The following is a 20,513-nucleotide window of genomic DNA, read 5'->3' as shown; positions in this document are numbered from 1 at the left end:
CCTGCCCGCAGTTCCCGGCGCGGGGGTGGTGCCGCGGGGCCGTCCGGGTGGCAGCATCGAAGACGACGGCGAATGGAGGAGCAAGCAATGTCGAGCTCGGGCCAGCACACCCGTTTCGCGCCCGACCGCGGTCTGACCGGCCGCATGGTCGTGACGATGTTCGTGATCGGGCTGCTGTACGTCGGTTTCACCGGTCTGCTGATCGTGCTGCTGCGCGGCGCCTGGCCACTGATCGTCCTGATCTCCGGCGGGCTGTTCGTGGCCCAGTTCTGGTTCAGCGACAAGATCACCGAACGGGCGATGGGCGCCCACCAGGTGACCCCTGAGCAGTACCCGCAACTGCACGGCACCATCGACCGGCTCTGCGCGCTGGCCGACATGCCCAAACCCCGGGTGGCGGTCGCCGACAACGACATGCCGAACGCCTTCGCCACCGGCCGCAACCCGCAGAACGCCGTGGTGTGCGTCACCACCGGCCTGCTGCGCCGGCTGGAGCCCGAGGAACTGGAGGGCGTCCTCGCCCACGAGCTGTCCCACGTCGCCCACCGGGACGTCGCGGTGATGACCATCGCCGGCTTCCTCGGCGTCCTCGCCGGGGCCATGACCCGGATCGCCATGTACGGCGGGTTCATGGGCGGCAACCGCAACAACAACGACCAGAACGCGGCCATCGTCGCCCTGATCATCCCGCTGGTGTCGATGGTCGTCTACGCCATCAGCTTCCTGCTCACCCGGCTCCTGTCCCGCTACCGGGAACTCGCCGCCGACCGCGCCGCCGCCCAGCTCACCGGCCGGCCCAGCGCCCTCGCCTCCGCGCTCACCAAGGTCACCGGCCAGATCGCCGCCATCCCCAGCAAGGACCTGCGCCAGGCGCAGCCCTACAACGCCTTCTACTTCGCCCCCGCGCTGAGCGCCCGGGAGACCGCCTCGCAGCTGTTCTCCACCCACCCGACGCTGGAGAAGCGCCTGGAGCAGCTGGCGAAGATCTCCGAACAGCTCGGCCGCTGAGGCCCCGCCCCCCTGCCGCCCTCCCGACTCCCTCCTCCGAAAGGACCGCCGTGGGAATCCTGGACACCCTGTTCGGGCGCACCAAGCCCGTCAAGCCCGACCTCGACCAGCTGTTCGGCGTCCCGTCCGCCGCCCTCACCCTGGAGGCCGCGGCCGGGTTCACCCCCACCGGGCTCGGCTCGGTCTGCTTCGCCGCCGTCGAGGGCGCGGCCTTCGGCCAGGTCGAACAGCAGGTGCGGGCACTGCTCGACGCCGACACCGAGCGCGGCGGCGTCCCGGTGGAGGCCTCCAAGGACGGCTACGGCTACTCCTGGCTGCTCGCCCGGCACACCCCCGAGGAACTGCCGGACCTGGTCAACGACCTGCACGCGGTCAACAGCGAGCTGGAGGCGAACGGCTTCGGGCCGCAGCTGCTCTGCTCGCTGGTCGGCTTCCGCAACCCGGACGGGCAGTCGCTGGCCCTGGTCTACCTCTACAAGCGCGGCACCTTCTACCCCTTCGCCCCGATGCCCGGCGGCGGGGAGCGGCGCAACAGCCCGCTGGAGCTCCAGGTCAACGCGATGCTCGGGAACGACCTGCGGCTGGAGAAGGACCTCAGCCGCTGGTTCCCGGTCTGGGGCGCGCCGGGCCTCTGACGGTCCGTCCGTATAGTCGCTTTCATGCGCAGCCGCCAGTACGGACCCGACCTGACCCCGCCGTGGAAGAAGCAGCAGCCCGCCCCGGAGGTGACCGCCGAACGGGACCTGGTGGTGGAGGAGGCAGCCACCGGCTTCTGCGGCGCGGTGGTGCGCTGCGAGAAGACCGCCGAGGGCTTCACCGTCACCCTGGAGGACCGATTCGGCAAGCTCCGGGTGTTCCCGCTGGTGCCGCGCGGCTTCCTGCTGGAGGGCCGGACGGTCACCCTGGTGCGCCCGGCCGGCCCCGCCCCCTCCCGTACGCCGGGCCGCACCGCCTCCGGCTCGGTCGCCGTTCCCGGCGCCCGGGCCCGGGTCGCCCGCGAGTCGCGGATCTACGTCGAGGGCCGGCACGACGCCGAACTGGTCGAGCGGGTCTGGGGCGACGACCTGCGGATCGAGGGCGTGGTCGTCGAGTACCTGGAGGGCGTGGACGACCTGCCCGCGATCGTCGCCGACTTCGCCCCCGGCCCGGGGCGGCGCCTCGGCGTCCTGGTCGACCACCTGCTCCCCGGCACCAAGGAGCACCGCATCGCCGCCCAGGTCACCGGCGACGCCGTCCTGGTCGTCGGCCACCCCTACATCGACATCTGGCAGGCCGTGAAGCCCGCCTCCGTCGGCATCGCCGGCTGGCCCGCCGTCCCGCGCGGCGAGGAGTGGAAGGAGGGCGTCTGCCGCCGCCTCGGCTGGCCGGTGAACACCCCCGCCGCCTGGAAGCGGATCCTCTCCACGGTGGACAGCTACAAGGACCTGGAGCCGGAACTGCTGGGCAAGGTCGAGGAGTTGATCGACTTCGTGACGGTTCCGGAGTGAGGCCGATCAGACGTACTGCTGAAAGTCCGTGGTGTCCAGATCGATCTCAAGCAGGCTGACGGGGGCGGGCTCGCCGAACTTGCTGGTCCGCTCGGACATGTACCTCGGGAGGCCGGACCCGGGATCCCTACCCAACTCGGTCAGCAGCACGCAGACCCCCTTGATCGGGTCCACGATCAGGTACGCGGGGACGGAGCCCTCGGCGTAGAGCTCCCGCTTGGTCCGGTAATCACGATCGACACTGGTCTTCGACACCACCTCGACCACCAGGGTGACGGCGGGCGACGGCAGCAGTCGTCCGTGCTCCTGGACCGCCCCGCGTTCGAAGACGACCAGGTCGGGCTGGGGTTCGCTCGCCTGGCCGGGGATCCCCAGGTCCTGGGTCGTGAGTGGACGCCACCGACCGTACGGAAGCTGGTGCTGGATCGCCAGGACGATGAGATCGTGGACCGTGTCAGGCCCCGCCGTCATCACGATTTCCCCCCTGATGAGTTCGGCCTTGACGCCCTCCGGCACCTCCAGGTTCTCGAAGATCCCGGTCATCCGATCATCGCTGGCGGTCATCGCACGCTCCCTCCGACGGCTGAGGCCCACGCTAACGAATGTCAGTCCACCAGGTCACGTACGACCGCGTCGGCGAGCAGCCGGCCCTGGAGGGTGAGGACCGCGCGGCCCTGGGCGTACGGCTCGGCGGCGAGGAGGCCGTCGGCGAGGTGGCGGGCGGCGGCGTGGCGGCCGGTGTCGGTGAGGAGGGTGAGCGGGATGCCCTCGGCGAGGCGCAGTTCCAGCAGGATGCGCTCGACCCGGCGGTCCTCCTCGGCGAGCACCTCGCGGCCCAGGGCCGGGGTGCGGCCCTCGGCGAGGGCCTGGGCGTAGGCGGCGGGGTGCTTGGCGTTCCACCAGCGGACGCCGCCGACGTGGCTGTGCGCGCCCGGGCCTGCGCCCCACCAGTCGGCGCCGGTCCAGTACAGCTCGTTGTGGCGGCAGCGGCCCTCCGGGGTGGTGGCCCAGTTGGAGACCTCGTACCAGGTGTAGCCGGCGGCGCTGAGGGCCTGTTCGGCGATGAGGTAGCGGTCGGCGTGCACGTCGTCGTCGATCATCGGCAGTTCGCCGCGCTTGACCCGGGCGGCGAGCTTGGTGCCGTCCTCGACGATCAGGGAGTACGCCGAGACGTGGTCGGGCCCGGCGCCGATGGCGGCGTCCAGGGAGGCGCGCCAGTCGTCGTCGGACTCGCCGGGGGTGCCGTAGATGAGGTCCAGGTTGACGTGGTCGAAGCCGGCGGCGCGGGCCTCGGCGACGCAGGCCTCGGGGCGGCCCGGGGTGTGGTGGCGGTCGAGCAGCTTCAGGACGTGCGGGCGGGCGCTCTGCATGCCGAAGGAGACCCGGTTGTAGCCGCCCTCGCGCAGTTCGGCCAGGTAGGCCGGGTCGACGGACTCCGGGTTGGCCTCGGTGGTGACCTCGGCACCCTCGGCGAGCCCGAACTCCTCGCGCAGCGCGGCGAGCATCTTCACCAGGTCGCGGGCGGGCAGCAGGGTGGGGGTGCCGCCGCCGAGGAAGACGGTCTGCACCGGCAGGTCGACCGGGCCGAGGACCCGTCGGGCCAGCCGGATCTCGGCGACCACGTTGTCCGCGTAGGTCTCCTGGGAGGCGACCGCCCCGGAGGAGCGCAGCTCGGTGGCGGTGTAGGTGTTGAAGTCGCAGTAGCCGCAGCGGCTGGCGCAGTAGGGCACGTGCAGGTAGAAGCCGAACGGCCGCTGCCCGAGACCGGTGCGGGCGGATGCGGGCAGGGAACCGTCGGACGGCACCGGTTCGCCGTCGGGGAGTGCGGAGGGCATGACCCCATTGTCCCGTACGGCTCACCCGAACCGGCGAGCCGTACGGGGTCGGGGCCGATCAGGCCTCGTTGGCGCCCGCGTACATCGCGGTGACGGCGTCCGCGTAGGTCCGCTCGACCACCGGGCGCTTGATCTTCAGGCTCGGGGTGAGCTCGCCGTGCTCGATGTCGAGGTCGCGCGGCAGCAGGTGGAACTTCTTGATCGTCTGCCAGCGCTGGAGGTCGGCGTTGAGCCGCTTGACGAAGCCCTCGATCAGCTGGTGCACCTGCGGGTCGGCGACCACCTCGGCGTAGGACTTGTCCTTCAGCCCGTGCTCGGCGGCCCACGGCATGATGACCGCCTCGTCCAGGCCGATCAGCGCGGTGCAGAAGTTGCGGCCGTTGCCGATCACGAGGATGTTGCTGACGAACGGGCAGACCGCCTTGAACCTGCCCTCGACCTCGCTGGGCGCGACGTACTTGCCGCCGGAGGTCTTGAACAGGTCCTTCTTGCGGTCGGTGATCCGCAGGAAGCCGTCGGGGCCGAGCTCGCCGATGTCCTCGGTGTGGAACCAGCCGTCGGCCTCCAGCACCTCGGCGGTCTTCTCGGGCAGGTCGTGGTAGCCGCGCATGACGCCGGGGCCGCGCAGCAGGATCTCGCCGTCCTCGGCGATCCGGACCTCGGTGCCGGGCAGCGGGCGGCCCACGGTGCCGATCCGGACGTCCTCCTCACGGTTGACGCAGGAGCCGGCGCTGGTCTCGCTGAGGCCGTAGCCCTCCAGGATCGGCACGCCTGCGCCGAGGAAGAAGTAGCCGATCTCGGGCGCGAGCGCGGCGCTGCCGGAGACGGCGCCGCGCAGCCGGCCGCCGAAGGCCGCGCGGATCTTGGCGTAGACCAGCTTGTCGGCCAGGCCGTGCTGGAGCCTGAGGCCCAGCGGGGCGGTACCGGCGCCGGTGGCGATCCGGCTCTCCTGGACGGCGCGGGCGTGCTCGCGGGCGACCTTGGCGGCCCACCGGAAGATCTTGTACTTGGCGCCGCCCTCGGCCCGGGCCCGGCCGGCGATGCCGTTGTAGACCTTCTCGAAGATGCGCGGCGCCGAGGCCATCACGGTCGGCCGGATGACCGGCAGGTTGTGGATGATCCGGTCGACCCGGCCGTCCACGGCCATCACGTGGCCGGTGGCGATCTGGCCGGAGATCAGCGTCTTGCCGAACACGTGCGACAGCGGCAGCCACATGAACTGGACGTCGTCGGAGCGCAGCAGTCCGCTGGCCTCCTGGGCCCGGGCCTCGTACGCCCAGCAGTCGTGCACCAGGCGCACGCCCTTGGGGCGGCCGGTGGTGCCGGAGGTGTAGATGAGGGTGGCCAGCTGTTCCTTGTCGAGCGCGGCGACGGCCTTCTCGACCGCGTCCGGGTGCTGCTCCAGGTACTCGGCGCCGCGCTGCTCCAGCTCGGCGAGGGTGAGCACCGTGAGGGCGTTCAGGCCGTCGGCCCCGGGGGTACTGGCCTGTGGGACGTCGGCCTCGGGGGTATCGGCCTCGGGGGCGTCGAAGAGGATGACGGTCCGCAGCTCGGGCAGCTGTCCGAGCTGTCCGACGGCCTTGGCGAGTTGGGCGGAGTTCTCCGCGAACAGCGCCCTGGAACCGGAGTTGGAGAGGATGAACGCGGTCTCATCGGCGTTGGTGCTGGGATAGACGGTCGTCGTGGCGGCACCCGCGCACATGTTCCCGAGGTCGGCGATGATCCATTCGAGCCGGGTGGAGGAGGCGAGCGCCACCCGGTCCTCCGGCTGGATGCCGAGCGCCATCAGGCCGGCGGCCACCGCCTTGACCCGGGCCGCGGTCTGCGCCCAGGTGAGCGAGCGCCACTGCTCGGCGCCGGGGGCGCTGTCCGCGGCGTGCTCGTCGACCGGGGCCGGGTAGCGGTAGGCCTCGGCGTTCGGGGTGGCGGCGACCCGCTCCAGGAAGAGGTGGGCGACGGAGGCGGGACGCCCGGCGACCAAGTCGGCACTGCCGGAGTCGATCAGGGACTGCGCGGAACTCAACGAGGACCTCCGGGGGCGGGTGGCCGTCTGAGGGATGGTTTCGGCGCCCGTGGGGGGCGGCCGCCGGGCCCCCTGTCAACCCGGGCGATACCGGCGAGTAACAAGGGGGCAATCAGCAGCCTAGGGGGAAACCGGTCATTCCGTAAGAGGGCGGGGCCCGGCCGGCACACCGCCGCGCCGCCGGTGCCCGACGACGACTCCGCCCGCGCCCCGGTGAACCCGTGCAATCGGGCCCGCCGTACGGTTCGGCAAAGGACTGGGCAAACCTACGATCCACAACTCGTGAATCGCCTGTACGAGTCCACCAAAGAACGAGAATCGGGATGCGAATCCACCCGTCGACGACAAGAGTGTGCCAGTGCTGATCAGACTTCTCAGGGCGTACCTGCGCCCGTACTCCCGACCGATCGCGCTGCTCGTGGGGCTCCAACTGGTGTCCACCCTGGCGGCGCTCTACCTGCCGACGCTCAACGCCGACATCATCGACGACGGCGTGGTCAAGGGCGACACCGGCTACATCCTGCAGGTGGGCGGGGTGATGATCGGCATCACCCTGGTCCAGGCGCTCTGCTCGATCGGCGCCGTCTACTACGGCTCCAAGACCGCCATGGCCTTCGGCCGGGACGTCCGCGCCGCCGTCTTCGACCGGGTGCAGAGCTTCTCCGCCCGCGAGGTCGGCCAGTTCGGCGCCCCCTCGCTGATCACCCGCACCACCAACGACGTCCAACAGGTCCAGATGCTGGCCCTGATGAGCTTCACGCTCATGGTGGCCGCCCCCATCATGTGCGTCGGCGGCATCATCATGGCCCTCAACCAGGACGTGCCGCTGTCCGGCCTGCTGCTCGCGGTCATCCCGCTGCTCGGCGCCGTCGTCGTCCTCCTCGTCCGCTCGCTGCGCCCCAAGTTCCGCAGCATGCAGACCCGGATCGACACGGTGAACCGGGTCCTGCGCGAGCAGATCACCGGCATCCGGGTCATCCGCGCCTTCGTCAAGGACGACCACGAGCAGGCCCGCTTCGCCAAGGCCAACGGGGACCTCACCGACACCGCCCTCCAGGTCGGCCGGCTGATGTCGTTCATGTTCCCGGCCGTGATGCTGGTCGTGAACGTCTCCAGCGTCGCCGTGCTCTGGTTCGGCGCCCACCGGATCGACAACGGCGGCATGCAGATCGGCGCGCTCACCGCCTTCCTCTCCTACCTGATGCAGATCCTCATGAGCGTCATGATGGCCACCTTCATGTTCATGATGGTGCCGCGCGCCGAGGTCTGCGCCGAGCGCATCGAGGAGGTCCTCGGCACCTCCTCCAGCGTCGTCCCGCCCGCCGCGCCGATCACCGAGGTGCTGCGCCGCGGCAACCTGGAACTGCGCGACGTCGACTTCCGCTACCCCGGCGCCGAGGCCTCGGTGCTGCGCGGCATCGCCATCACCGCCCGCCCCGGCGAGACCACCGCCGTCATCGGCTCCACCGGCAGCGGCAAGTCCACCCTGCTCGGGCTCGTACCCCGGCTGTTCGACGCCACCTCCGGCCAGGTCCTGCTCGACGGCGTCGACGTGCGCGAACTCGCCCCCGAGGCGATCGCCGAGAGCGTCGGCCTCGTCCCGCAGAAGCCCTACCTGTTCTCCGGCACCGTCGCCAGCAACCTCCGCTACGGCCGGCCCGACGCCACCGACGAGGAACTCTGGCACGCCCTGGAGATCGCCCAGGCCAAGGACTTCGTCGCGGAACTGCCCGAAGGCCTGGACGCCCCGATCGCCCAGGGCGGCGGCAACGTCTCCGGCGGCCAGCGCCAGCGCCTGGCCATCGCCCGGGCCCTGGTCCGCCAGCCCGACGTCTACCTGTTCGACGACTCCTTCTCGGCGCTCGACTACGCCACCGACGCCAGGCTGCGCAAGGCCCTCGCCCGCGAGACCTCCGACGCCACCGTGCTGATCGTCGCCCAGCGCGTCTCCACCATCCGCGACGCCGACCGGATCATCGTCCTCGACGAAGGCGCGGTCGTCGGCACCGGCACCCACCACGAACTGATGGCCGACAACCCGACGTACCGGGAGATCGTGCTCTCCCAGCTCACCGAGCAGGAGGCGGCGTGACCACCCCCGGCAAGCCCGACGCGGACACCAGGACCGCGGACACCGAGACCACGGACACCAGAACCGTGGACCCCGAGGTCGCTGACCCCGCGAAGCCCGACCCGGACACCAAGGCCGCGGACCCCGCCGACGAACTGCCCAGCGACTCGCAGGCCGCCGCCGCCCGCCGCGGCCCCGCCGGCCCTGGCCGCTTCATGGGCGGCCAGGGCACCGAGAAGTCCATGGACTTCAAGGGCTCCGGCAAGCGACTGCTCGCCCTGCTGCGCCCCGAACGCAACCTGATCTCCGGCGTGCTGGCCCTCGGCGTGCTCAGCATCGGCTGCGCCGTCACCGGCCCCAAGGTCCTCGGCAACGCCACCGACCTGATCTTCGCCGGCGTCGTCGGCGCCCGCTTCGAACCCGGCACCTCCAAGGCGCAGATCGTCGAGGGGCTGCGCGCCCACGGCGAGGGCGGCGTCGCCGGCCTGCTCTCCTCGGTGGACTTCACCCCCGGCCAGGGCATGGACTTCGGCGCCATCGGCACCGTGCTGCTCTGGGTGCTGGTCATCTACCTCGCCTCCGCCCTGTTCGGCATCGTCCAGGGCCGGCTGGCCACCGCGGCGATCCAGCGGGCCGGCTACCGGCTGCGCCAGGACGTCGAGGCCAAACTCGCCCGGCTGCCGCTCAGTTACTTCGACAAGCAGCCGCGCGGCGAGGTGCTCAGCCGGGTCACCAACGACATCGACAACATCAGCCAGTCCATGCAGCAGACCATGGGACAGGTCGTCAACTCGCTGCTCACCGTGATCGGCGTGCTGGCGATGATGTTCTGGATCTCCCCGCTGCTGGCGACGATCGCCCTGATCTCGGTGCCGCTGTCGGTGGCCGTCGCCGCCAAGGTCGGCAAGCGGGCGCAGCCCCAGTTCGTCCAGCAGTGGAAGTCCACCGGCCAACTCAACGCGCACATCGAGGAGATGTACACCGGCCACACCCTGGTCAAGGTGTTCGGCCGCCAGCGCGAGTCCGCCGAGACCTTCCGCGAGCACAACGAGGCGCTGTACACCTCCAGCTTCCGGGCGCAGTTCATCTCCGGGATCATCCAGCCCGCGATGATGCTGATCGGCAACCTGCAGTACGTGCTGGTCGCGGTCGTCGGCGGCCTGCGGGTGGCCAGCGGCGCGCTGTCCATCGGCGACGTGCAGGCGTTCATCCAGTACTCGCGGCAGTTCAGCCAGCCGCTCACCCAGGTCGCCAGCATGGCCAACCTGGTGCAGTCCGGGGTCGCCTCCGCCGAGCGCGTCTTCGAGCTGCTGGACGCCCCCGAGCAGACCCCCGAACCGGCCGTGTCCGAGCGGCCCGACACCATCCACGGCCGGGTCGCCTTCCAGGACGTGTCCTTCCGCTACGACCCCGAGAAGCCGCTCATCGAGGACCTCTCGCTCAAGGTCGAACCCGGCCAGACCGTCGCCATCGTCGGCCCCACCGGCGCCGGCAAGACCACCCTGGTCAACCTCCTGATGCGGTTCTACGAGGTCAGCTCCGGGCGGATCACCCTCGACGGGGTCGACGTCTCCGCGATGTCCCGCGAGGAACTGCGCTCCGGCATCGGCATGGTGCTCCAGGACACCTGGCTGTTCGGCGGCACCATCGCCGACAACATCGCCTACGGCGCCCAGGGAGCCACCCGCGAGCAGGTCGTCGAGGCCGCCAAGGCCGCCCACGTCGACCGCTTCGTGCGCACCCTGCCGGACGGCTACGACACCGTCATCGACGACGACGGCGCCGGGGTCAGCGCGGGCGAGAAGCAGCTGATCACCATCGCCCGGGCGTTCCTCGCCCAGCCGTCGATCCTCGTCCTGGACGAGGCGACCAGCTCCGTCGACACCCGCACCGAGGTGCTGATCCAGCGGGCCATGGCCCGGCTGCGCACCGGCCGCACCAGCTTCGTGATCGCGCACCGGCTCTCCACCATCCGGGACGCCGACGTGATCCTGGTGATGGAGAACGGCTCGATCGTCGAACAGGGCTCGCACGACGAGCTGATCGCCGCGCACGGCGCCTACGCGCGGCTGTACCAGGCGCAGTTCGCGGAGGCCGTGGCCGAGATGGACTGACCGTCGCACACCGCCGGTGCCGAGCCGGGGCGGGCCCGAACCGCCCCGGCTCCTCGTCCGTGGTGCGCTGCGGTGGCCGCTCCGGCGGAGAGAACGAGGGGTGGGGAGAACGAGGAGGGGCCCGGGCGGTTGTCCGCCCGGGCCCCTCTCACGCGCCTGTGGTTACTTCTTTTCCTTCGGCGCCTCGGCGTCGGTGGACAGCGCGGCGATGAAGGCCTCCTGCGGGACCTCCACGCGGCCGACCATCTTCATCCGCTTCTTGCCTTCCTTCTGCTTCTCCAGCAGCTTGCGCTTGCGCGAGATGTCACCGCCGTAGCACTTGGCGAGGACGTCCTTGCGGATCGCGCGGACCGTCTCACGGGCGATCACCCGGGAGCCGATGGCCGCCTGGATCGGCACCTCGAACTGCTGGCGCGGGATCAGCTTCTGCAGCTTGCCCGCCATCATCACGCCGTAGCCGTAGGCCTTGTCCTTGTGCACGATCGCGGAGAAAGCGTCCACCGCGTCGCCGTGCAGCAGGATGTCGACCTTCACCAGCTGGGCGGACTGCTCGCCGATGGGCTCGTAGTCGAGCGAGGCGTAGCCGCGGGTCTTGGACTTCAGCTGGTCGAAGAAGTCGAAGACGATCTCGGCGAGCGGCAGGGTGTAGCGCAGCTCGACCCGGTCCTCGGACAGGTAGTCCATGCCCTGGAGGTTGCCGCGGCGGGACTGGCAGAGCTCCATGATCGCGCCGACGAACTCGTTGGGCGCCAGGATGGTGCCGCGCACGACCGGCTCGTACACCTCGGCGATCTTGCCGGTCGGGAACTCGCTCGGGTTGGTGACGATGTGCTCGGTACCGTCCTCCATGATCACCCGGTAGACCACGTTCGGGGCGGTGGAGATCAGGTCGAGGTTGAACTCGCGCTCCAGGCGCTCCCGGATGATCTCCAGGTGCAGCAGGCCGAGGAAGCCGCAGCGGTAGCCGAAGCCGAGCGCGACCGAGGTCTCCGGCTCGTACACCAGCGCGGCGTCGTTCAGCCGCAGCTTGTCCAGGGCGTCGCGCAGCAGCGGGTAGTCCGAGCCGTCCAGCGGGTACAGGCCGGAGAACACCATCGGGCGCGGGTCCTTGTAGCCGCCCAGCGCCTCGGTCGCACCCTTGTGCATCGAGGTGATGGTGTCACCGACCTTGGACTGCCGGACGTCCTTCACGCCGGTGATGATGTAACCCACCTCGCCGACGCCCAGGCCGTCGGCGACCTTCGGCTCGGGCGAGATGACGCCGATCTCCAGCAGCTCGTGGGTGGCGCCGGTGGACATCATCGCGATCCGCTCGCGCTTGGTGAGCTGTCCGTCCACGACACGCACGTAGGTGACCACGCCGCGGTAGGAGTCGTACACCGAGTCGAAGATCATCGCGCGGGCCGGGGCGTCCTTGACGCCGACCGGGGCCGGGACGGTGTTGACGATGTGGTCCAGCAGGTCCTCGACGCCGAGGCCGGTCTTGGCGCTGACCTGCAGCACGTCCGAGGGGTCGCAGCCGATGATGTGCGCGATCTCCGCCGCGTACTTCTCCGGCTGGGCGGCCGGCAGGTCGATCTTGTTCAGCACCGGGACGATCGTGAGGTCGTTCTCCAGCGCCAGGTACAGGTTGGCGAGGGTCTGCGCCTCGATGCCCTGGGCCGCGTCGACCACCAGGATGGTGCCCTCGCAGGCCGCGAGGGAGCGGGACACCTCGTACGTGAAGTCCACGTGGCCGGGGGTGTCGATCATGTTGAGGATGTGCGTCGTCCCGGCATTCGGACCGGTCCTCGGCGCCCACGGGAGGCGGACCGCCTGCGACTTGATGGTGATGCCGCGCTCGCGCTCGATGTCCATGCGGTCGAGGTACTGGGCGCGCATCTGCCGCGGGTCGACGACGCCCGTGATCTGCAGCATCCGGTCTGCGAGCGTCGACTTGCCGTGGTCGATGTGGGCGATGATGCAGAAGTTGCGGATCAGCGCCGGGTCGGTACGGCTGGGCTCTGGCACATTGCTGGGGGTCGCGGGCACCTTGGTCCGATTCTCCGTTGGTCCGGGGCCGGGGGTGTCCTGGTCATCGCTGACCGGTTTTCCCGGGGACCGGACAGTCTCGTCCGATCGAAATAGTTCCTCCCATCTTCCCACGACCACGGCGCGGGCCGCCGTTCGGTCCGCCCGGACCTTCTCCGGGCCCGTGCCAGACGGCAGGATGGCACCCCGTGATCCTCGAAAGCGCCCTGCTCGACGTCCTGCCCGGCCAGGAGGACGAGTTCCTCGCCGCCTTCGCCGAGGCCCGGCCCCTGATCGCCGTCCAGCAGGGCTTCCGCTCCCTGCAACTGCGCCGCTGCCTCGACGAAGGACGCGGCTCGCGATTCCTCCTCCAGGTGGAATGGGAGACGCTCGCGGACCACACCGAGGGCTTCCGCGGCTCAGCCGAGTACCGGCGGTGGCGGGAGCTCCTGCACCGCTTCTACCGGCCGTTCCCGGAGGTCGAGCACTACGGGGAGCCGGTGCTCAGCGCGTAGACGGCCCACTACCGCGCAGGCGACCCGGCTACGGGGCCGGGAGCCCGGTTTGGGGCGGGTGGCGGGCCCCTGGTAGCGTTGGCTGCTGCACCTGGCCCCGGCATGCCCTCTCAGCTGCCCGGCGGCCGCGCGGTGCAGCCCGTTCAATCCTTTTAGACAAGACTGAGGCTCCTTCGTGGCGAACATCAAGTCCCAGATCAAGCGCAACAAGACCAACGAGAAGGCGCGCCTGCGCAACAAGGCCGTCAAGTCCTCGCTGAAGACCGCCCTGCGCAAGGCCCGCGAGGCCGCTGCCGCCGGCGAGACCGAGAAGGCCACCGTGCTGGCCCGCGCCGCCTCCAAGGCGCTGGACAAGGCCGTGAGCAAGGGCGTCATCCACGCCAACCAGGCCGCCAACAAGAAGTCGGCCATCACCAAGCGCGTCAACGCGGCCGCCCAGGCCTGACGCCCCGGGGGCCTCGGCCCCCACCGCCTCGGGACGGACCCGGCCCTCTACCCGGACCCCTGAGGCGCGAGAGACTCGCACCGCACGCGGCCTGCGTTCGCCACGCGGGTGCGGTGTACGAAGCAGTACGACAGGCGCCGTAGTCGGCCTCTCCCCAGAGGCCCGCTACGGCGCCTGTCGCGTTCCGTGGCCCCGGTCGCTGTCGTCTGGCCGGTCACGCGCGTCCGGGGCTCCGGACGGCGCTGCGGGCCGACGCCTGGGAAACCGTCCGCTCGATGGGCGCGTAGGCGGGTCGGCGGGTGAGCAGGTGGTGGCAGGCGGGTCGGCGGGTGGCCGGGCAGGCGGGGGCCGGGTCCGATCCGGTGGCCGCGCCGTCAGTACGCCGGGCGGGACCCGGCCCGGGCCGCCCGGGCGACGGCCACCACCGCGCGCTCCAGCGCGAAGGCCGGATCGTCCGAGCCGCCCTTGACGGCGGCGTCGGCCTGGGCGATCGCGGTCAGCGCGGTGGCCACCCCGTCGCCCGTCCAGCCGCGCATCTGCTGGCGCACCCGATCGACCTTCCACGGCGGCATGCCCAACTCGCGGGCCAGGTCCGCCGGACGCATGTTCCGCCCGGTGGTCGCCAACCGCCCGATGCTGCGCACGCCGGAGGCCAGCGCGTAGGTGATGCCGGTCGGCGGCTGGCCCACCGCCAGGGCCCAGCGCAGCCGCTCCAGCGCCTCCGCGGCCCGGCCGGTGACCGCCAGATCGGCCACCTCGAAGCCCGTCGCCTCGGCCCGGCCGCTGTAGTAGCGGGCCACCACCGTCTCGTCGATCGCGCCCTCGACGTCCGAGGTCAACTGGCTGCACGCGGCCGCCAGCTCGCGCAGGTCGCTGCCGAGCGAGTCCAGCAGGGCCTGGCAGGCCTCCGGCGTCGCCGAGCGGCCCAGCGTACGGAACTCACCCCGGACGAAGGCCAGCCGCTCGCTCGCCTTGGTCAGCTTCGCGCACGCCACCTCGCGACCGCCCGCCTTGCGCCCGGCGTCCAGCAGGCCCTTGCCCTTGGCCCCGCCCGCGTGCGCCAACACCATGATCACTTCTTCGGCCGGCGCCTCGATGTACGCCTTGACCTCCTTCACCGAGTCGGCGGAGAGGTCCTGCGCGGCCCGCACCACGATCACCTTGCGCTCGGCGAACAGCGACGGCGTGGTCAGCTCGGCCAGGCTGCCCGGCTGCAGGCCGCCGGGCGGCAGATCCCGCACGTCGGTGTCCGGGTCCGCCGCCTTCGCCGCCGCCACCACCTGGGCGACCGCGCGGTCCAGCAGCAGCTCCTCCTGGCCGACCGCGAGGGTCAGCGGGGCGAGCAGGTCGTCGGGTGCACTCTTCCTGGCCATCGCCTACCAGCATCCCACGGGGCGCGGACACTCCCGCCCGGGGCGACCCCGGCCCCTGGCCCCACCCGGTCCCGCCCCTCCGGCCCGACCTACCCGACCCGGCCCGCCTGACCCGACCTGCCCGACCGTGCCGATCACCCGACCTGGAGAATGGTCCGGTGACCGAGAACCACACCACCGACCTGCCGGACGTCAACGACCCGCACGCCCGGCAACTGCTCGTCCTGCCCGACCGCGACGCCGCCGAGGACGCCTCCGAGGAGCTCAGCGCCGCCCACCCCGACCTCGGCGAGCTCGACCTCGTCCGGGACGCCCTGGCCGGCGAGGACGACGCCGAGGACGCCCAGTGGCTGGTCGTCGTCGAGCCCCCGGAGGACGGCTGGACCCCGGCCCTGCTGCACGCCCTGGACGCCATCGCCGTCGAGCACGAGGGCTGGCGCGAGGAAGGCTGACACCGACGGCCGGACCCCGGCCCGGCCCGGAACCTTCGAGGGGAACGGGCCCGGGCGCGGCGCTGCGCCCGTTCCGGGCCGAGGAACGCGAGGCCACCTCCACCCCGCGCCGCCGGGTCCGACCACCTCGGCGTCAACCCTCGACGAGCCACACCCCCGTCGAGTGATTCACCGTCAATTCCGTGCCCTCCTCACACCAAGTGCGTGTCATTCTGCGAACGTTGCTTCGGCCACGAATCCTTGAGCGCCCGAGCCGGCTGCCCGCAGGGGCTCAGCGGCTCGGTCCACGCCACCGAAGGAGTGCAGATGTCCGTATCCCGTGCCCTGTCCCGGACCCGGTCGCGCGTTCTGGCCGTGCTGAGCGCCGCCGCAGTCGCGAGCGGGCTGGCGGTCGCCGTTCCGGCGACGCCCGCCTCCGCCGACGGGTTCGTGGTCAGCGAGGCCCAGTTCAACCAGATGTTCCCGAACCGGAACTCCTTCTACACGTACGACGGCCTGGTCAATGCGCTGAGCGCCTACCCCGGGTTCGCCACCACCGGGGACGACGCGACGCGCAGGCGGGAGGCGGCCGCCTTCCTCGCCAACGTCAGCCACGAGACCGGCGGCCTGCGGTACGTCGTCGAGCAGAACACCGCCAACTACAGCCACTACTGCGACGCCTCGCAGCCCTACGGCTGTCCGGCCGGCCAGAGCGCCTACTACGGGCGCGGCCCGCTCCAGATCAGCTGGAACTTCAACTACAAGGCGGCGGGCGACGCCCTGAACATCGACCTGCTGGACAACCCCTACCAGGTGGAGCAGGACCCCGCCGTCTCCTGGAAGACCGGCCTCTGGTTCTGGGACACCCAGAACGGCGCCGGGACGATGACCCCGCACGACGCCATCGTCAACGGCAGGGGCTTCGGCGAGACCATCCGCAGCATCAACGGCGCCCTGGAATGCAACGGCCAGAACCCGGACGAGCGCAACGACCGCATCAACCTCTTCCAGAACTTCGTCGACATCCTCGGCATCGACGTCGGCGGCGGCAACATCTCCTGCTGACCCGGCCTGCCCTGCCAACAGCTCGCGCTCGACGGTCGAGCGCGACGCACCACCGTAGGTGCCCGTACTTCGGCGCGCTCCGGGCAGGGCCCGGAGCGCGCCGCAATCGTTCTCCGGGCCCCGCCCCGCCCCCCTCCCTCCTCCCCACCCCCACCCCTTTCCCTTCCCCCACCTGATGGCTGGGAGGAGAGGAGGGCGGGGTCAGCCGGGCGGGGCTCGCGGGGTGTGCGGGCCCTGCCCGGTACGGGAGTCGGGCGCTCCGTCCGCAGCGTGCGAGCGGGGCTTGCGCGCCTCGTGCGCCGTCTGCGGGTGCACGGACACCCCGAGGACGGCCGGCGAGCCGCCCGTCACCGCGATGTCGCCCACCCGATCGGTGCGCAGCACGCTCGCGCCCAGCGCGCGCAGCCGGTCCACCGTCCGCACGGACGGATGCCCGTACGCGTTTCCCTCGCCGCACGAGATCAACGCCAGCCGGGGACGCAACGCACCGGTCAAGGCCCAGTCCTGATGCGCGGATCCGTGGTGCGCCACCTTCAGGACGTCCACCCGCCCCAACCGGCCCAGCAGCGCCGACTGGGCAGGCGGTTCGAGGTCCCCTAGCAACGCCATCCGCAGTCCGCCCGCCACCGACACCACCAGCGCGACGCTCGCATTGTTCGCCCCCGGTGCCTCGGCAGCCGCCCCGGCGTCGGGCCAGACCACCTCCCAGGACAGCCCCGGCCCCACCGAGCGCCGTTCACCGCGCCCCGCGCGCAGCAGCGGGACTCCGGCACCAGCCGCCCAGCCCGCCACCCGGGCCGCCTCACCCGGCGGATCGTCCAGGGTCGTGCCCTCGATCGCTCCGACCCGGCGGCCCCGGAACACCCCCGGCACACCCTCGACGTGATCGGCGTGGAAGTGCGTCACCACCAACAACGGCACTTCCGTGACACCCAGATCCCGCAGGCACCTGTCGGCGGCGTTCGGATCCGGCCCCGCATCGACCACCACCGCACTGTCCTGTGCACCGGCCGCGAGCACCAGCATGTCCCCTTGGCCCACGTCGCACATCACCATCCGCCACCCCGGTGGCGGCCAGCCGGTCGCGATCCGGGTGAGCTGCGGTGGCCGCAGCAGCACGGCCAGCAGGACCACGAGCAGGACCCCCGTCACCAGCGCCCGCACCCACCGCCGCCGGGCGCGGACGGGCTTGCCGGACGGCGCCCGCCGTGGCAGCAGGAGCGGCATCACCCAGCAGACCGCCAGGGTGGCCAGCGCGACCGTCGCCGTCCCGAACCACCCGCCCGGCCAGGAAAGTTGGCTGCCCGGAAGTTCGGCACCGCGCCGCGCCACCAGGGCGAGCCAGCCGACCGGCACGCCGGCCGGCTCCGCGAGCAGCCGGGCCAGGTCCGGGAGGAGCGGCTGTAGCACGAGCACCCCGAAGCCGAGCAGGGTCGCCGGGGCCACCGCCAGTTCGGCCAGCAGGTTGCACGGGATCGCGACCAGGCTGACGTGCCCGGACAGCACCACCGTCACCGGCGCGCACAGGGCCTGGGCGGCGGCCGTCGCCGCCAGGGCACCCGCCAGGTGGTGCGGCCAGCGCCGGGACCGCAGCGCCTCGGCCCAGTGCGGCCCGAGGACGAGCAGCCCGGCCGTGGCGAGCACCGAGAGCAGGAATCCGAAGGAACGCGCCAGGAACGGGTCGAGCAGGACGAGCACCAGGACCGCCCCGGCGAGCGCGGGCACCGCCTGCCGGGGCCGGCCGGTGGCCAGCGCGAGCATGCCGATCAGCCCCGTCCCGGCCGCGCGCAGCACGCTGGGCTCCGGCCGGCAGACGGCGACGAAGGCCAGCGTCAGCGCCGTCCCGAGCAGCGCGCTGGCGCGCAGCGAGAGCCCCAGCAGCGCGGCCAGCCCGCGCCGTTCCGGGGTGCCGGCCTGCCCCGGGGCGCCCAGCAGCGCGCCGAGGACGATCGCCAGGTTGGCCCCGCTCACCGCCACCAGGTGCACCAGGTCGGTGGCCCGGAAGGCGTCCTCAAGGTCGTCGGGCAGTCGCGAGGTGTCCCCCACGACCAGGCCCGGGAGCAGTCCGCGCGCGTCCGGCGGGAGCCCGTCGCTGGCCGTGCGCAGACCGGCACGCAGCCGCCCTGCGATCCGCTGCGGCAGGCTCGGCGGCGCGAGGTGCCGGGGCGGGCCGTGGACGACCAGCAGCGCCGCGCACGAGGTGTCGTAGCCGTCTCCCGCGGGCCGCACCTCGGCCTCCACCGCCAGCCGCTCCGACGGGAGCAGCCCCTGCCAGGGCCCGGATTCCGCGCCCCGGACCATGACGGTCACCGGGGTCCGCGTCCGGGTGCTCCGCCCGTCCGGCAGGAGCGTGACCCGGTCGGCCACCGCGTCGACGGTGAGGAGGGTCTGCCCGCCGGTGGTCCCGCCCCGGGCCGTGTGGGCCTTCGGGTCCCCGGCGACGGTCAGCTCCGCCTCCACCACCCGAGCGGGCTCGCCCGGGGACCGCGGCGGGGCGTGCTCGGCCGCTCGGACGAGCTCCGGCAGCGGCCCCCGGTGCAGATCGGCCGTGTGCAGCGGGGTGGCCACCGCCGCGGCGGCTCCGGTGAGCAGGACGGCGGCCAAGGTCACCGCCGCTGCGCGTCGGCGCAGGAGCGCGGGCCTGACGAGCAGCAGGACGGCCGCCGGCACGGCGGCACCCGCCAGGCCGAAGGCGAGGACGTCGTACCCCGGCTCCAGGCCGAGGAGCGCGGCCGTCACCACCCAGGCCGAGACGGCGGGAAGCAGCAGCCGGAAGTCGGCACCGGTGGAGCGGTTCGGCAGGTTCGGTCCGGTGGTGGCGGGCACGGCGGTACCTCCCTTCGGCGGGTGGCGGCGACGGACGAAGGACGACGGACGACTACGGACGACGACGGACGGACGACGACGGACGGACGGGAGAACAGGCGGGCAAGGGGACGGACGGGGAGGTCAGAGGGTCAGCAGCGGACGGAGTTCCGCGAACGTGCGCGCCCCGATGCCGCTGACCTGCCGGAGCTGGTCGAGCGTGCGGAACGAGCCATGCGATGTGCGGTAGGCGAGGATGCGCTGGGCGAGGGTCGGGCCGACGCCGGGGAGGGCGTCGAGCTGTTCGAGGCCGGCGCGGTTGAGGCTGACGGGCGGTCTGGGCGTGCCGGCCGCCGGCGGTCCGTTGCCGGCTCCGGCGCCCGGGGCGGAGGCCTGAGCCGGCTCGCCGACCAGGATCTGTTCACCGTCCGTCAGTACCCGGGCCAGGTTGAGGCTCCGGGTGTCCGTCTCCGGCAGCGGACCGCCCGCCGCCCGCAGGGCGTCGGCCACCCGCGAGCCGCCGGGCAGGGTGTGCAGGCCTGCGAGGTGCACCCGCCCGCCGATGTCGACCACGACGACCGCCCCGCCCCCGGCGCCGACGGGATCGGCCGCCGGGCCCGGGCCCGAGGCCGAGGCCGTAGCCGGCACGGACGCGGATGTCGCCCCCGGTGAATCCGGTGAGACCGGTGAGACCGGGGCGGAGGCCAACGTCGGCACGGCCACCGCCTGCGGTCTGGCCAGCCAGAAGTGCTGCACGGCGTAGCCGACCGCGAACAGCAGCAGGACGGCCAACCCGGCCACCGCCCGCCGGTCGAGTGCCATCGCCGAGCCGAATCGAAGACCCGACCCGGCCCCCGGCTCCGGCGGATCCACGTCACCGCCCGCCCTGACCGGATCCAACGGCACAGGTGGCACGGGCGGCGCAGGCCCCGCCGGCGGAGGCCGTTCCCCCGCCCCGGACGGAACCGCGACCGAAGGCGGCCCGGTCGACGCGAGCGCGCCCACCGCGGCACCGAAGCCCACCGGCCCGCCAGCCCCGACCCCGCCCCCTGCCCCTGCCCCTGCCCCTGCCCCTGCCCCATCGCCCACGGCGCTGCTGCCGCCGGTCGGCAGCAGCGCTGCCATCCGCAGCCGGACGGTCTCGTTGATCTCGTGGCGCTTCGCCGCGCCCAGGCCCATGGTCGTCATGCCGAGGACGGTAGGAGTCCTCGGCAGAGTGCGCAGAAATTACCGAACCCCTGTGGATAACTCGGGGGTTGTGGACAAAACAGATCACTCACACGAGTGGTCGGTGCCGCGAAAAGTTGACCAGAGCCCGCGACGCGGCGCGA

At 72.1% G+C, this 20,513-nt stretch carries 16 protein-coding genes; 9 read left to right on the top strand and 7 right to left on the bottom strand.

Going from position 1 to position 20,513, the window contains the following annotated elements:
- Positions 1 to 87: 87 nt before the first annotated feature.
- Genes htpX through ACIO9K_RS22430 form a run of 3 tightly spaced genes read left to right on the top strand, consistent with a single transcriptional unit; the run spans position 88 to position 2,495 of the window.
- Entirely contained in the window at positions 88 to 1,008 is a 921-nt protein-coding gene (htpX, locus tag ACIO9K_RS22440; RefSeq protein ID WP_363588254.1) for a zinc metalloprotease HtpX, read from the top strand.
- A gap of 50 nt (positions 1,009 to 1,058) precedes the next feature.
- Positions 1,059 to 1,643: a hypothetical protein gene (locus ACIO9K_RS22435; protein WP_350878220.1), complete on the top strand. Its 585-nt coding sequence runs from the start codon at positions 1,059 to 1,061 to the stop codon at positions 1,641 to 1,643.
- A gap of 24 nt (positions 1,644 to 1,667) precedes the next feature.
- Positions 1,668 to 2,495, top strand: a complete 828-nt coding sequence (locus tag ACIO9K_RS22430) for a DUF3097 domain-containing protein (RefSeq protein WP_400332343.1) — start codon at positions 1,668 to 1,670, stop codon at positions 2,493 to 2,495.
- A gap of 6 nt (positions 2,496 to 2,501) precedes the next feature.
- On the opposite strand, the gene ACIO9K_RS22425 is transcribed toward ACIO9K_RS22430, so the two are convergent.
- Genes ACIO9K_RS22425 through ACIO9K_RS22415 form a run of 3 tightly spaced genes read right to left on the bottom strand, consistent with a single transcriptional unit; the run spans position 2,502 to position 6,353 of the window.
- Positions 2,502 to 3,059 carry a Uma2 family endonuclease gene (locus tag ACIO9K_RS22425; RefSeq protein ID WP_400332340.1) on the bottom strand — a complete coding sequence of 186 codons (558 nt, stop codon included), beginning with the start codon at positions 3,057 to 3,059 and terminating at the stop codon, positions 2,502 to 2,504.
- A 41-nt stretch (positions 3,060 to 3,100) separates the two neighbouring features.
- Positions 3,101 to 4,330, bottom strand: a complete 1,230-nt coding sequence (gene hemW, locus ACIO9K_RS22420) for a radical SAM family heme chaperone HemW (protein WP_363620278.1) — start codon at positions 4,328 to 4,330, stop codon at positions 3,101 to 3,103.
- Between the two features lie 58 nt (positions 4,331 to 4,388).
- The gene (locus tag ACIO9K_RS22415; RefSeq protein WP_400332336.1) at positions 4,389 to 6,353 is read right to left on the bottom strand and encodes an AMP-dependent synthetase/ligase; all 1,965 of its coding nucleotides are present in this window, start codon (positions 6,351 to 6,353) and stop codon (positions 4,389 to 4,391) included.
- Positions 6,354 to 6,711: 358 nt separating this feature from the next.
- Here ACIO9K_RS22415 and ACIO9K_RS22410 point away from each other — a divergent pair, with 358 nt between their 5' ends.
- Together ACIO9K_RS22410 and ACIO9K_RS22405 are read left to right on the top strand one after the other, a co-directional pair.
- Positions 6,712 to 8,445, top strand: a complete 1,734-nt coding sequence (locus ACIO9K_RS22410) for an ABC transporter ATP-binding protein (protein WP_363620273.1) — start codon at positions 6,712 to 6,714, stop codon at positions 8,443 to 8,445.
- A 194-nt stretch (positions 8,446 to 8,639) separates the two neighbouring features.
- Positions 8,640 to 10,538 (top strand): ABC transporter ATP-binding protein, encoded by a 1,899-nt coding sequence (locus ACIO9K_RS22405; protein WP_400332492.1) that lies wholly within the window; start codon positions 8,640 to 8,642, stop codon positions 10,536 to 10,538.
- Positions 10,539 to 10,700: 162 nt separating this feature from the next.
- On the opposite strand, the gene lepA is transcribed toward ACIO9K_RS22405, so the two are convergent.
- A complete protein-coding gene (gene lepA, locus ACIO9K_RS22400) occupies positions 10,701 to 12,569 on the bottom strand; it encodes a translation elongation factor 4 (protein ID WP_363588268.1) in 1,869 nt (622 codons plus the stop codon).
- A 188-nt stretch (positions 12,570 to 12,757) separates the two neighbouring features.
- On the opposite strand from lepA, the gene ACIO9K_RS22395 reads away from it, so the two are divergent.
- Positions 12,758 to 13,063, top strand: coding sequence for an antibiotic biosynthesis monooxygenase (locus ACIO9K_RS22395; RefSeq protein WP_363588270.1), 306 nt, complete (start codon positions 12,758 to 12,760; stop codon positions 13,061 to 13,063).
- A 175-nt stretch (positions 13,064 to 13,238) separates the two neighbouring features.
- Complete coding sequence (gene rpsT / locus ACIO9K_RS22390) at positions 13,239 to 13,508, top strand: 30S ribosomal protein S20 (RefSeq protein WP_270147017.1); 270 nt, start codon at positions 13,239 to 13,241, stop codon at positions 13,506 to 13,508.
- Positions 13,509 to 13,882: 374 nt separating this feature from the next.
- Here the strand turns inward: rpsT and holA are convergent, their stop codons facing one another.
- Positions 13,883 to 14,881, bottom strand: a complete 999-nt coding sequence (gene holA / locus ACIO9K_RS22385) for a DNA polymerase III subunit delta (protein WP_363588272.1) — start codon at positions 14,879 to 14,881, stop codon at positions 13,883 to 13,885.
- Positions 14,882 to 15,039: 158 nt separating this feature from the next.
- Between holA and ACIO9K_RS22380 the strand changes: the two genes are divergently transcribed.
- Together ACIO9K_RS22380 and ACIO9K_RS22375 are read left to right on the top strand one after the other, a co-directional pair.
- Entirely contained in the window at positions 15,040 to 15,333 is a 294-nt protein-coding gene (locus ACIO9K_RS22380) for a hypothetical protein (RefSeq protein WP_363620269.1), read from the top strand.
- Between the two features lie 306 nt (positions 15,334 to 15,639).
- Entirely contained in the window at positions 15,640 to 16,377 is a 738-nt protein-coding gene (locus tag ACIO9K_RS22375; protein ID WP_400332329.1) for a chitinase, read from the top strand.
- A gap of 201 nt (positions 16,378 to 16,578) precedes the next feature.
- Here ACIO9K_RS22375 and ACIO9K_RS22370 read toward each other — a convergent pair whose 3' ends face one another.
- Both ACIO9K_RS22370 and ACIO9K_RS22365 read right to left on the bottom strand, forming a co-directional pair.
- Positions 16,579 to 19,203, bottom strand: a complete 2,625-nt coding sequence (locus ACIO9K_RS22370; RefSeq protein WP_400332326.1) for a ComEC/Rec2 family competence protein — start codon at positions 19,201 to 19,203, stop codon at positions 16,579 to 16,581.
- Between the two features lie 123 nt (positions 19,204 to 19,326).
- Positions 19,327 to 20,004: a ComEA family DNA-binding protein gene (locus ACIO9K_RS22365; RefSeq protein ID WP_400332323.1), complete on the bottom strand. Its 678-nt coding sequence runs from the start codon at positions 20,002 to 20,004 to the stop codon at positions 19,327 to 19,329.
- Positions 20,005 to 20,513 lie beyond the last annotated feature (509 nt).

Source organism: Kitasatospora sp. NPDC087271, assembly GCF_044744605.1.
Lineage (GTDB): Bacteria > Actinomycetota > Actinomycetes > Streptomycetales > Streptomycetaceae > Kitasatospora.
This window is presented reverse-complemented; position numbering and strand designations above follow the sequence as displayed.

What these genes read in the sequence shown, in the direction of transcription:
- htpX (WP_363588254.1), top strand. Translation starts at nt 88, where the DNA reads ATGTCGAGCTCGGGCCAGCACACCCGTTTCGCGCCCGACCGCGGTCTG.
- ACIO9K_RS22430 (WP_400332343.1), top strand. Translation starts at nt 1,668, where the DNA reads ATGCGCAGCCGCCAGTACGGACCCGACCTGACCCCGCCGTGGAAGAAG.
- ACIO9K_RS22425 (WP_400332340.1), bottom strand. Translation starts at nt 3,059, where the DNA reads ATGACCGCCAGCGATGATCGGATGACCGGGATCTTCGAGAACCTGGAG.
- hemW (WP_363620278.1), bottom strand. Translation starts at nt 4,330, where the DNA reads ATGCCCTCCGCACTCCCCGACGGCGAACCGGTGCCGTCCGACGGTTCC.
- ACIO9K_RS22405 (WP_400332492.1), top strand. Translation starts at nt 8,640, where the DNA reads ATGGGCGGCCAGGGCACCGAGAAGTCCATGGACTTCAAGGGCTCCGGC.
- holA (WP_363588272.1), bottom strand. Translation starts at nt 14,881, where the DNA reads ATGGCCAGGAAGAGTGCACCCGACGACCTGCTCGCCCCGCTGACCCTC.
- ACIO9K_RS22375 (WP_400332329.1), top strand. Translation starts at nt 15,640, where the DNA reads ATGTCCGTATCCCGTGCCCTGTCCCGGACCCGGTCGCGCGTTCTGGCC.
- ACIO9K_RS22365 (WP_400332323.1), bottom strand. Translation starts at nt 20,004, where the DNA reads ATGGCACTCGACCGGCGGGCGGTGGCCGGGTTGGCCGTCCTGCTGCTG.